Origin of the sequence: Alkalibaculum bacchi (assembly GCF_003317055.1) — a bacterium.
GTDB lineage: Bacteria > Bacillota > Clostridia > Eubacteriales > Alkalibacteraceae > Alkalibaculum > Alkalibaculum bacchi.
In genome coordinates, this window is record NZ_QNRX01000006.1 from 86,141 (window position 1) to 99,209 (window position 13,069).

The following is a 13,069-nucleotide window of genomic DNA, read 5'->3' on the forward strand; positions in this document are numbered from 1 at the left end:
GGCAAATCACTAAGTGACTCGCTCCTTTTCTATTTACTCTTCTATTCCAGGTAATTGCAAGATTGCACCTTTGTCTGCAGATGTTACTAGATGTGCGTAACGAGCTAAGTAACCTGTTGTCACTTTTGGTGCTCTTGGTTTCCAGTTTGCCCTTCTTTTTTCTAATTCTTCCTTAGATACTTCAAAATCAATGGTATTTGCATTGATGTCGATTTTGATAAGATCCCCTTCTTCAATCAAGGCGATATTTCCTCCTACTGCTGCTTCTGGAGAAACATGGCCAATAGATGCACCTCTAGAAGCTCCACTAAACCGACCATCTGTAATTAGAGCAACAGTGCTACCTAATCCCATGCCTGCAATGGCTGAAGTTGGATTTAACATTTCTCGCATACCTGGACCACCTTTTGGACCTTCATATCGGATGACTACTACATCTCCAGCTACAATTTTCCCGTCCTTAATAGCTGTAATGGCATTTTCCTCACAGTCAAATACTCTAGCTGGACCTTCGTGTTTCATCATTTCAGGGGCAACCGCAGATCGTTTTACTACGCAAGAATCTGGAGCTAAATTCCCCTTTAATACTGCGATTCCACCTGTTTCACTATACGGTTTTTCAATCGGTCGAATGACTTCCGGATCTGTATTGATACAATCTTTTATATTTTCTCCAACCGTTTTACCTGTACATGTTATTAAATCCGTCTTAATAAGTTTTTTCTTATTTAATTCATTCATGACTGCGTAAACGCCACCTGCTTCATTTAATTCTTCAATATAGGTGTGTCCCGCAGGAGCTAAATGACATAAGTTTGGCGTTCTAGCACTAATTTCATTTGCAATATCTAGGTTTAGCTTTACTCCTGATTCATGAGCTATAGCTGGTAAATGAAGCATGGTATTTGTACTACATCCAAGAGCCATATCTACAGCTAATGCATTCATAAAAGCATCTTCTGTCATAATATCCCTTGGTTTAATATCTTTTTCTAGTAATTCCATGATTTTCATTCCAGCATGTTTTGCCAATTGAATTCGTGCAGAGTATACAGCTGGAATGGTTCCATTGCCTTTAAGCGCCATTCCGATCACTTCTGTAAGACAATTCATACTGTTTGCAGTATACATACCAGAGCAAGATCCACAAGTTGGACAAACTTTGTTTTCAAATTCTTCTACATCCTCAAGGCTCATCTTTCCTGCACTATAAGCGCCTACTGCCTCAAACATAGAAGATAAACTAGTTTTTTGTCCTTTTACTCTTCCAGCTAACATAGGACCACCACTTACAAAAATCGTAGGAATATTAACTCTAGCGGCCGCCATTAATAGGCCTGGAACATTTTTATCGCAATTAGGTACCATAACCAGTCCATCAAAAGCGTGAGCCATTGTCATCGCTTCTGTAGAATCAGCGATTAAATCTCTAGTCACAAGAGAGTACTTCATTCCCAGATGACCCATGGCAATCCCATCGCAAACTGCAATAGCTGGGATAACAACTGGCGTACCACCTGCCATAGCAACGCCCATTTTTACTGCATCTACAATTTTATCTAAATTTATATGCCCTGGGACAATTTCATTATAGGAGCTTACAATACCGATAAGAGGTCTTTCTAATTCTTCTTTAGTCATACCAAGAGCATTAAACAAAGAACGATGTGGAGCTTGTTGCATTCCTTTTTTTACTGAATCACTTCTCATTTCTTCATCCCTTTCAAAATATTCTGAAAATTGTATATGTAAAGTTCTATTTTTGTTGATTAATATTTCTATTTTAATACATCCATCCATTTTTGACAAGGGCGCAACTACTAGATAACGAATACATTTCAGTTCTAAGTTCTATGTTTTAAGTTCTAAGTAAAAACAAAAAGTCACCCAAAGGTGACTAAATGCTTTTACATAGAACATAGATCTTACAACTTAGAACTTATTTTGTTCCAAAAATTCGATCTCCAGCGTCGCCTAATCCTGGAACGATATAGGCGTTTTCATTTAGATCTTGATCTACTGCAGCGCAGAAAATCGGAACATCTGGATGGTCTTTGTGTATTCTTTCAACACCTTCTACTGAAGCAATAATACAAACCCATTTTATGTTTTTAACGCCTCTATCTTTGATGAACTGAATAGCAGCAGATCCTGAACCACCTGTAGCTAACATTGGATCAAGTACAATTACTTCACTTTCATCTGCATTTGCAGGAAGTTTACAGTAATATTCTACAGGTTGTTTTGTATCGTGATCGCGATATAATCCAATATGACCTACCCTTGCAGTTGGAATTATTTTTAACATTCCTTCTACCATTCCTAAGCCAGCTCTTAAAATTGGCACTAGGGTAACTTTTTTATCCGTTAAAACTTTCGTCTTTGTCTTTGCTATAGGTGTTTCAATTTCTATTTCTGTTAATGGAAAGTCTTTTGTAACTTCATAAGCCATCAGCATAGATACTTCTTCTACCAATTCTCTAAAGGACTTTGAGTTGGTATTTTTATCTCTTAAAAGCGAGATTTTGTGTTGAATCATTGGGTGATTAAAAATATACACATTGTCTTGTTCATCTATCATAATAAGCTCCTCCTACGTAAATCTATTAGTCTAAAATTCATTTTATTTTAGCACAATATGTCGCTTTTGTACATGAAATATAATAAGTCTTAATACTAAATTACCTAGTTTAAAACAATTCACAATAAAAAATCCTACTTCTAATATCACTTATATTCTGATAATATTAATAATACATTAATCACAAGCAATATTTGTTTAATTTTATCGATTTATCTGTTATCATATTGTAGGTTATTATTATTATTAAGGAGGACAAGATGACTTTAGAGATGACGATTGGTCTCATAGGAGGTTTGGGACTATTTATTTATGGAATGAATCTTATGTCAGATGGTTTAAAATCCGTTGCCGGGGATCGAATGAAACGTCTTTTAGAAATTTTAACAAATAATAGGATTATGGCGATCTTTGTGGGTACTGTTGTGACTATGATTGTACAAAGCTCTAGTACTACAACGGTAATGATTGTTGGATTTGTTAATGCTGGACTAATGAACTTAATGCAAGCTGCTGGTGTCATACTTGGTGCTAATATTGGTACTACAATTACCGCACAATTAATCGCATTTGATATTGCAGGTATCGCACCCTTATTTATAGGTATAGGTGTACTTGTATCGCTCTTTGCAAAGAAGAAGAGAAGCCGACAAATCGGTGGAATTATTTTGGGTTTTGGTATATTATTTGTAGGCATTAATACCATGTCTGATGTTATGAGACCATTAAGAGATAATCAAGGATTTATTGATATTTTAATTTCTTTTGGGCAGAACCCTCTTCTTGGTTTACTAGCTGGTGCAGGAATTACAGCTATTATACAAAGCAGTAGTGCTACAGTTGGTCTACTTCAAGCAGTAGCCATATCTGGTGCTTTTGATGGCATAGCTGGAACAAGCCCCCTAGCTATCATTATCCCTATTATATTAGGGGTAAATATTGGTACCTGCGCAACTGCGTTATTGTCCTGTATTGGTACCAGCGTAACAGCTAAGAAAGCTGCGATCATACATTTATTTGTCAATATCTCTGGTTCCATTTGTATGATGATATTATTAGGAGTACTTAATTCTCTTACAAATGGCAATAATCCGTTTTACGAATTTTTGACAGCTATATCAGGCAGTCGTCAAAACATTCCTGATATAAATAGGCAAATTGCTAATTTCCATACTATATTTAATACTTCTAATATGCTTATTTTGCTTCCTTTTATGACTCCGATGGTTCGCTTTATAGACCGATTATTGCCGGATCAAATTAATCCTGAGGAACTTAGGGTCCAATTTGATGAGCGTATGATGCAAAATCCGTCTATTGCCATTGGTCAATTAGTGAAGGAAGTAGTAAGAATGGGTAGTCTAGCTAATAAAAATTTGGCCCAGTCTGTAGACGCTCTTCTAAACAAAGATGAGGTTTTATCTGAAAAAGTTCGAACCAGAGAAAAACTAGTAAATGAATTTGAGAAAGATATTACCGAGTATCTAGTACTATTATCAAATAAATCTTTATCTGAGAAAGAAAATAACCGTGTTTTAAATTTATATAATTGTATTCACAATATAGAGAGAATCAGCGACCATGCGGATAATTTAGCTGAACTAGCTCAGTATCGTATTGATAATAAGGTTAGTTTTAGTCATACAGCAGTTGATGAATTAAAAATAATGATGAGTACCGTTATTGAGACGAGCCAAAATGCTATTAAAGCCATTGAGACATATGATCGTTCTATGGCTGTAAAGGTCCTTAAGAAGGAAGAAGAAATTAACACTATGGAAGAGCAATTAAGGACAGGCCATATCGACAGACTGAATAAACAAATATGTAAGCCAGCTACTGGTGTGATTTTCCTAGACATCATAGGTAATTTAGAGAGAATAGGAGATCACGCTACCAATATAGCAGAGTTGATTTTAGATTAAGCAAGAAAGTGCCTTTGGCATTTTAGATATCAGCAATCAGCTTCTAGCCATCAGTGCTAGGTTCAAGTCTGGCAGGTCAAAGATTCAACTACATATAAAGATAACTTATATAGTAGTAAAATTTAAAAGTAGAACTTTCCTATTCGCTTAAAAAAAGGAGCAAATTACTAAGTAATTTGCTCCTTTTACATCCTTATTTTCTCAAATCCATCCATAATCCTATCTAAAATAAAAGCCCTAAAACTAAAACGGTCATTACAGCACTTATTGCAACAGTCAAAAGACTTTTTTCAAAATATGCAAGAAGAATTGCTACTAGTGTTCCCCCTAAAGAAAAATACATATTTTCTGTGGAGTAAAGAATACTAGGAAAAGTCATAGCTCCAAGGACAGCATATGGTATGTAGTATAAAAAGGACTTAATAAATGGAGAGGTAATCTTTTTTGTAAAAAGGCCTAGAGGCAAAAATCGGATGCCATAAGTGATAAGTGCCATCATAGCCACTGGAAGCAATATATTATTCAAGTTTCTTCATCCTCTCTAGGAAAAAGCAAAGCGCCCAATGCTGATGCCACCACTGCCGCTAAAATAACTACCCAACCTATGGAAATTTCTTTTAGAACAGGAGTATATGTAAATAAAGAGCTAATTCCTACAGCTACAAGTATTACTATTAGAGCTGCTTTAGAATATTTAGCTGCTGGAATGATTAAAGCTATAAACATAGCGTATAGTGCAATTCCCATAGAGTCTTGTAAAACAGGAGGTAAAATGGAAGTTGTCAAGCCTCCAAGAAGGGTTCCAAGAGCCCAGCCACAGTAGGGTCCTCCAATAAGCCCCATCATATAGCCAAATGTAATTTGTCTTTTTTCTAAAGAAGCCACTGCAAATATTTCATCTGTTATGCCGAAGGCAATAGCTGCTCTCTTTATAAGGGACAGTGGCATAATCTTTTGAGATAAAGATAAGGACATAAGCATGTAGCGAATATTAATAACAAACATACTCACACAAAGTTCAAATAAAGAACCTCCACCAATAATAAGATTTACTCCAGCAAACTGACCTGCTGATGTAAGATTCGTCATAGAAATTACTAAAGCAATCCAAACAGGAATTCCTCCCTGTACAGCCATTAAACCAAATGTAAAAGATACAGGTATATAGCCAAGCATAATAGGCATGCCTTTTTTAAAACCATCTTTTACATCTATGATAAAGGTTCTATCTAAAGGAGTGTTTCTGTCTCTTTTGCATATGGAATTTGTGTCCATTCTACTACAACCTCCATTTTTAAGAAAGTGCCTGGATACACTAAATTAACCCTAGTTACTGCTTAGGTCATCCTGAGGAGCTTGAGACGAAGGATCTCACATTCTTTCGAGTATGCGCCAGTGTTACTTTTTTGTTCTATCATTCTATAAATGAATTATCAGAGTTTACATACTGTGAATTCTTGTAGTTAATTCGCACGGATCCTTCACTTCGTTCTGGATGACGTGGGGTAAGCGCTTAGGTCTTTACCTCGCCCGAAGGCGAGAGGAGGTTTTGCTAACCATCTTACCACCTTACCACCTTACCACCTTACCACCTTACCACCTTACCACCTATTTATCCAATTGCCTTTTCTAATCTCTTCATAACCCGATCTTCACCCATAATCTGCTGTATAGACCACACATCTGGAGATATTGCTTTGCCTACTATCGCTAGTCGAACAACAGTGCTTACGTCGCCTACATGACCTTTGTATTGATCTGGGTTTTTCTTAAAGTCTTTTGGTTTTGCAGCGTATCCATTGGCTACAGCAATTTCTCTAATCTTAGCAAACCACTCACTTTGATCGTCACCGTGGTTATAGGTATCTAAATAAGCTCTTAAAAGCATCTTTGCTTCAGATTCATCCATGTTTTCAGGATAAGAATCTTCTACTTTAAAGAATTCATCAAAGTAATAAGAGATAAATTCAAGAATTTGCTCACAGTAGATTAAATCTTTACGTGGATTGCGATCTTCTCTTCCAACAGATAATAATTTTACAACCTCTTCTTTGTGAGCAGTCAATAACGCTACGATATCGCCCTTGTACTCTTTAGCCCATTGTAGGAAAAATTCGTAAATTTCTTCTGCTGGTATTTTAAGCATAACATTTTTGCTAATGTCATTCAGTTTGTCTAAATCAAATAAAGCACCTGAGTTGCTCATCTTGCTTAAGGTAAATTCAAATTCATTAATATCCTTCTCTGGATTTTCAATTCTCCACTCTTCAAAGTTTGAGTTTAAAATCGTCATCAAGTACTCTCTTACCGATGCAGGATGATAACCTAGACTTTTGTAATAGTTTAGCCCTAATTCAGGATCTTTTCTCTTAGAAAGCTTTCTCTTCACTCCATCATCCATCTTCATTAAATGAGCTGTATGGCAATACACTGGCAAATCCCACTTTAATAAAGTAAACAACTCATAGTGAATCGGTAAAGTAGAAAGCCACTCTTCACCTCTTACTACATGAGTAACTTTCATTAGGTGATCATCTACTACATGCGCAAAATGATAAGTAGGAATGCCGTTAGCCTTTAAGATGACGATATCTTGATTGTTTACAGGTATTGTAAGTTTACCTCTAATGGCATCTTCTATTTCAAAGGTGTCTTCTTCTTTCCCCATGGATTTTAGGCGCAGAACATATGGTTTATTGTTCTTTAGATGTTCTGTAATTTGTTCTAAAGTCAAATCTCGGTCTTTTGCCCATTTACCGTAGTAACCTGTGTTCACATTTTCTTCTACTTGTTGTTTTCTGATTTCTGCCAATTCCTCTTCTGAGCAAAAACACGGATAGGCTCTACCTATTTCTACTAAATACTTGGCGACAGTCTGATAGATTTCTCCTCGATGGCTTTGAAAATAAGGTCCATAATTCCCTATTTCTCCATCAATTGTAGCGCCTTCATCAAACTTTAAGTCAAAATACTCTAAGGAGGAGATGATGGTTTCTACAGCACCTTCTACTTTTCTTTTTTCATCTGTATCTTCTATGCGAAGCATAAATACGCCATGGCTTTGATGAGCCAAGCGTTCGTCTACAAAAGCTCCATAAAGATTTCCTAAGTGAATAAAACCTGTTGGACTTGGCGCCAATCGTGTAACTTTCGCCCTCTCACTTAAATTTCTATTAGGAAATACAGTATCTTCGTAATAAGATATTGACTTTGTTATTTCTGGAAAAAGCAATTCAGCTAATTTTTTATTGTCCATTTTTCATCCTCGATTCTTTTATATTTTATATATAGTAAGCGACTTCCACGCTTTGTTACTGGCTTTAGCAGTTTCTAAATGTTACGTCATTCTAAAAGCGCTGAATGCTGAAAGCGGAAGTTTTGTCACCCTCAGTGAGTTTTTCCTTTCCACATTCAGCTTTTCGCTAAACGAAACGAAAGACGGCTTCCCTCGTCTATTACACGAAAAACCGTCCTTATATACAAAATGGTGACGTATAAGGGAATCCAACCCTTGATTTCACCCAATAATTATACACTAATTTATTAAGTAATTCTATGGTTTTCTAATTATTTGTAATAATATAAAGAATATAAAGACTTCATATCCAATAAGATTACTAATATAACAAAATTGTAAATTTCAAGATGTTTTATTTTGATTCTATGTAAAATATTCATTGCAGAACAATGGCACTTAATATAAAATGATTCTGTATTTATTACATATTATTACTAAACTCGACACGCATTTGTAAATAATGCAAAATAATTTAGGAGGAAATGAATGATAGAATTTATTTTTGGTCTTATCGGTGGGACCGCCCTTCTCATGTATGGAGTGGACATGATGGGAGACGGCTTAGAGAGAGCTTCTGGAAAACTAATGAAAAAAATATTGTCTGTTCTAACCGGAAATATCTGGAGCGCTTTTTTTGTGGGTATTGCAACGACTGTACTCGTTCAAAGCAGTACGGCTATAACTGTATTAACTGTCGGCTTTGTTAATTCCGGTTTAATGAACCTATCTCAAGCTATTGGAATTATCTATGGTGCCAATATTGGTACCACTGTTACAGCCCAACTCATGGCATTTAGTTTTAAATTTAAACTTACAGAAATAGCTTTACCTGTTTTAGGTCTAGGCTTTGCTATATCTTATTTTGCAAAGAAAGACGTTATTAAAAATATAGGCAGTGCCATCATGGGATTTGGCATAATGTTTTTAGGCTTAAAGATTTTAAACTCAGGTGTTCCGTTTATTCAAGAAAGCGAGTCCATCCGATTGTTCTTCCAAGATTATGCCTCTATTACTATAATAGGGATTATACTAGGTGCAGTTGCCACTGCTCTGGTTCATAGTAGTAGTGCTACCGTTGGTTTAGTGCTCATGTTAGGACAGGCAGGTGTTATCACCTTACCTGGTGCGATTGCCATTATGCTTGGAGATAATATCGGTACATGTATTACTGCTCAGTTAGCCAGTGCAACTGGTAATATTAATGCTAGAAGAACCGCTTGGGCACATACCTTATACAATATTATTGGCGTTGCGATCTGTGCAATTCTAATTGGACCTTTTATCAATCTCATAGAGTTCTTTACTCAAATTATGTATGGCAGTTCAGAAATTGGGCTTCAAATTGCCAACTCTCATACTGTATTTAATGTAGTAAGTGCATTGGTGTTTTTGCCATTCCATAAAGTATATGTTACATTTTTAGAAAAAATAATTGTAGATAAGAATGAAGACACATTTGAACACTTAGACAAAAATCTTTTAACTTCGCCAGTAGCCGCATTTCAGGCTACATTGCAGGAGACACTTAGAGCATTAGACATAGTCAAGCATATGATCGATAAATCCCTTACTGCTCTTTATGAAAATAGCATGAAATGCTTGGATGAAATTAATAAAGATGAAGATATCTTAAACAAGATACAAATTGATATTACATCCTTTGTAGTAGACATATCAAAGCAAGGACTTACGAATCAATATTCTGCTATGATACCAGCCTTTATAAATTCCATTAATAATATCGAACGAGTTGGAGATCGTACCATAGAATACTTAAAAAATATCAGCACCAAAGTTGATAAACAATTACCTTTTTCAGAACTATCACAAAAAGAAATTGATGTATATAAAAATATTTTAACAACAATGATTTCTATCACTATAGATAGTATTGAAAACCGTGATTACTCTAAGGTAGATGAAATGAAGAGATTAGAAGATCAAGCAGATTCCTTTTATAACGCACTACTTGATAATCACATTAAACGACTTGAAAACGATATATGTAATGTAGAATCTGGAGCCATATTTGTAGATTTAATTGGTCACATGGAACGAATGGCAGACCACTTGTATAAAGTCTATATGACTTTAGTTGATGAAAATTTGTTGTCACATTTATAAAAAGTGCTTGGACACTTTAGTATTTAGTCACTAGTATTAGGATGCTCCTTTAAGGTCATTTTACTATTAAAAGAAATAATGATAAGCATATTATGGTCTTTAAATAATAGAATTTTTCTTTTGCTCTAGTTACTACTTCTTTAAGACTAGGCATTTGCAAAATAAAGCAAATACCTAGTCTTCTTTCAATCCACACTATTTTTTATCTGAAAAATGAACTCCTAAGACCCCTCCTATAATAAGAACGGAGCCTATTATGTGATAATATACAATTGTTTCTTTTAAGAACACTGCTCCTGCAATGGTTGTAATAATCGTAGATAAATTAGCGAAAACGCCCATTTTAGAGGCTTCTATTTTAGATAAAATATAGTTGTTCATAATGGATGTTCCTAAAGAAGAAAGTACACCTAAATACATTATAGATATTATAAAACTAAGATTTGATAAAGGTACGAAAAAGTCACTTAATGTACCATTCGTGATATGTTTACCTGCAGACAACACATTAAAAGCAATAAAACCAATTAAAATCATAATAGAGCTTATTTCAAGATGGCTAAAGTCCTTCCTCATCTTTCTTGCCATAACGCTATAGCTAGATGTAGATAAAGCTGCTAATAGCATTAAAACTGTGCCCCTTAAATTATTAAATTCTAGATTAATCCCCTTATTTATTGCTATATACATTACACCTATTACAGATATTAAAATTGAAAACTTCTGAAAAATCGTCGTCCTCTCTTTTAAAAAGTAAGTTGCTAGAATCAATGTAAATATAGGAGATGCAGCTAGTAAAATGCCTCCTTCTGCGGAAGAAATATATTGAAGAGCAAATGCTTGCAACGAAAAAAAGCCCAAAGGATAAAATAGAGATATGGGGATGATTTTTATCATTCTTTCTTTGCTAAATTCAACCTTAATCCATCTAAATCCATACGCAATGAAAAGACCTATAAATGCAGCTGAAAATCGATATGCTAATAAATCAATTGGATCTGCTGACTCTAAAGCAATTTTTAAGAACATAAATGATAAACCGACAATCAATGTATACACGGCTACTGATATATATACTTTTTTATTATAACCTCCCATAAAATATCCCCCTGATTTTTACTTTGTACCATAACTGCGTCTTCAAACAACTAAAAATGAATTTCTTTCTTAAAATCATCTACAATAGTATCATATTTTTTATAAGAATACCTGCTCTTAAGTAAATTTTCGCAGAAAGGCCCTACAAAGAATTGCATAGTAATTCATCAAAAAAAATACTTCTAAAAGAATATTAACACACAATATCCTTTTAGAAGTAAAAGCAATTACTTTTCCGTTAAATCTAATCGTACGAGAGCTCTTCTTAAGGCAGCCATTGCTCTAGCTTGATTTGCATTAGAATCTTTTAGCATTTTCTCTGCTCTTTCCTTTGCAGCTAATGCCCTGTCTACGTCAATCTCACCAGGCCATTCTGCTGCTTCAGTTAAAATCACAGTTTTATCTTTTCCGATTTTTACAAATCCGCCCATTAAGCTTGCACTTTTTTTTGTTTTATCCTCAAGAAATATTTTTATTTCACCTTCCGCTAGGGTTGTAGTTAGAGGGGTGTGGTGGGGTAATACAGCCAATTCTCCTTCAGTACCTTTTAGGATGATTTTGCCTACTTCCCCTTCAAAAAAAACTCGATCTACCGCAATGATTTGTAAGTTAAATGCCATATTATCCTAGCCTCATTTCGATGCTTTCATTGATTGAGCTTTTTTCACAGCATCTTCAATGGTTCCAACAAGTAAGAATGCTGCTTCTGGTAGATCGTCGTGTTTTCCTTGTAAAATTTCTTGGAAACCTCTAATCGTTTCAGAGATAGGCACATATTTACCTTCAAAACCAGTAAATTGCTCTGCTACATGGAAAGGTTGTGACAGGAATCGTTCTACTTTTCTAGCACGGCTAACGATAATCTTATCTTCGTCAGACAGTTCATCCATACCTAGTATAGCTATAATATCCTGCAGATCCTTGTACCTTTGTAGTATCTCTTGTACTTCCCTAGCTGTTTGATAATGGTCTTCACCTACAACTTTAGGATCCAATGCTCTAGATGTTGAATCAAGAGGATCTACAGCTGGATAAATTCCTTTTTCTGCGATAGATCGACTTAGTACCGTTGTAGCATCTAGATGCGCAAATGTTGTCGCTGGAGCCGGGTCTGTTAAGTCATCCGCTGGAACATATACTGCCTGTACAGAGGTGATGGATCCTCTACTAGTAGAAGTGATTCTCTCTTGTAATGCGCCCATTTCTGTAGCCAAAGTAGGCTGATATCCTGCCGCACTTGGCATTCTTCCTAAAAGAGCAGAAATTTCTGAACCTGCTTGAGTAAAACGGAATATATTGTCGATAAACAGGAGAACGTCTTGACCTGCTTCTTCCCTAAAATACTCTGCCATAGTAAGTCCTGTTAGACCAACTCTCATTCTCGCTCCAGGAGGCTCATTCATTTGACCAAAACATAAGGCTGTTTTCTCGATAACGCCTGATTCAATCATTTCATAATAGAGGTCATTTCCCTCTCTCGTTCGCTCACCTACTCCAGCAAAAACAGAGAGTCCTCCATGTTCTTTCGCTATATTATTGATTAACTCTTGGATTAAAACAGTCTTACCTACACCTGCTCCACCGAATAATCCAATCTTACCTCCCTTAGTATAAGGTGCGATTAAGTCTACAACTTTTATACCAGTCTCTAAAATCTCTGGCTCTGTTTGTTGCTCTTCAAAGGATGGTGCAGGGCGATGAATAGGGTATTTCATTTTGCTTTTGATAGGAGGTTTTCCATCAATTGGCTCTCCTAATACATTTACCATTCGTCCTAATGTAGTATCTCCAACAGGTATCGTAATAGGCGAACCTGTGTCTTCGGCTGCATCTCCTCTTTTTAAGCCATCTGTAGAATCCATGGCAATACATCTTACTACATCGTCTCCTAAGTGCTGCGCTACTTCAACGATGAGGGGCTTTCCATGGTTATCTATCTTTATGGCATTGTATAGCTTGGGTAAGTTTTGAAATTCAAATTTTACGTCAATGACTGGGCCGATGACTTGTGTAATATATCCAATGTTCTTAGCCACTCTTTTG

10 protein-coding genes are annotated in these 13,069 nt (G+C 35.6%); 2 read left to right on the forward strand and 8 right to left on the reverse strand.

The window, feature by feature from the left end:
* Nucleotides 1-33: 33 nt before the first annotated feature.
* Complete coding sequence (gene ilvD, locus DES36_RS05905) at nucleotides 34-1,710, reverse strand: dihydroxy-acid dehydratase (RefSeq protein ID WP_113920388.1); 1,677 nt, start codon at nucleotides 1,708-1,710, stop codon at nucleotides 34-36.
* A gap of 229 nt (nucleotides 1,711-1,939) precedes the next feature.
* Entirely contained in the window at nucleotides 1,940-2,581 is a 642-nt protein-coding gene (upp, locus tag DES36_RS05910; RefSeq protein ID WP_113920301.1) for a uracil phosphoribosyltransferase, read from the reverse strand.
* Nucleotides 2,582-2,841: 260 nt separating this feature from the next.
* Between upp and DES36_RS05915 the strand changes: the two genes are divergently transcribed.
* Nucleotides 2,842-4,506, forward strand: coding sequence for a Na/Pi cotransporter family protein (locus DES36_RS05915; RefSeq protein WP_113920302.1), 1,665 nt, complete (start codon nucleotides 2,842-2,844; stop codon nucleotides 4,504-4,506).
* A gap of 223 nt (nucleotides 4,507-4,729) precedes the next feature.
* On the opposite strand, the gene DES36_RS05920 is transcribed toward DES36_RS05915, so the two are convergent.
* From DES36_RS05920 to gltX, 3 genes are all read right to left on the reverse strand, one after another.
* On the reverse strand, nucleotides 4,730-5,032 hold the full coding sequence (locus DES36_RS05920) for an AzlD domain-containing protein (RefSeq protein WP_278278695.1): 303 nt from the start codon (nucleotides 5,030-5,032) through the stop codon (nucleotides 4,730-4,732).
* The gene (locus DES36_RS05925; protein WP_113920303.1) at nucleotides 5,029-5,781 is read right to left on the reverse strand and encodes an AzlC family ABC transporter permease; all 753 of its coding nucleotides are present in this window, start codon (nucleotides 5,779-5,781) and stop codon (nucleotides 5,029-5,031) included. Before DES36_RS05925 ends, DES36_RS05920 begins: the two co-directional genes overlap by 4 nt.
* Before the next feature lie 337 nt (nucleotides 5,782-6,118).
* Nucleotides 6,119-7,762, reverse strand: a complete 1,644-nt coding sequence (gltX, locus tag DES36_RS05930) for a glutamate--tRNA ligase (protein WP_113920304.1) — start codon at nucleotides 7,760-7,762, stop codon at nucleotides 6,119-6,121.
* A gap of 528 nt (nucleotides 7,763-8,290) precedes the next feature.
* On the opposite strand from gltX, the gene DES36_RS05935 reads away from it, so the two are divergent.
* On the forward strand, nucleotides 8,291-9,928 hold the full coding sequence (locus tag DES36_RS05935; RefSeq protein ID WP_113920305.1) for a Na/Pi cotransporter family protein: 1,638 nt from the start codon (nucleotides 8,291-8,293) through the stop codon (nucleotides 9,926-9,928).
* Nucleotides 9,929-10,123: 195 nt separating this feature from the next.
* Here the strand turns inward: DES36_RS05935 and DES36_RS05940 are convergent, their stop codons facing one another.
* The 3 genes from DES36_RS05940 to atpD form a co-directional block, all read right to left on the reverse strand.
* Nucleotides 10,124-11,026 (reverse strand): DMT family transporter, encoded by a 903-nt coding sequence (locus DES36_RS05940; RefSeq protein WP_113920306.1) that lies wholly within the window; start codon nucleotides 11,024-11,026, stop codon nucleotides 10,124-10,126.
* 227 nt (nucleotides 11,027-11,253) lie between these two features.
* On the reverse strand, nucleotides 11,254-11,646 hold the full coding sequence (atpC, locus tag DES36_RS05945) for an ATP synthase F1 subunit epsilon (RefSeq protein WP_113920307.1): 393 nt from the start codon (nucleotides 11,644-11,646) through the stop codon (nucleotides 11,254-11,256).
* Between the two features lie 12 nt (nucleotides 11,647-11,658).
* Entirely contained in the window at nucleotides 11,659-13,062 is a 1,404-nt protein-coding gene (gene atpD, locus DES36_RS05950) for a F0F1 ATP synthase subunit beta (protein WP_113920308.1), read from the reverse strand.
* Between the last annotated feature and the right edge of the window lie 7 nt (nucleotides 13,063-13,069).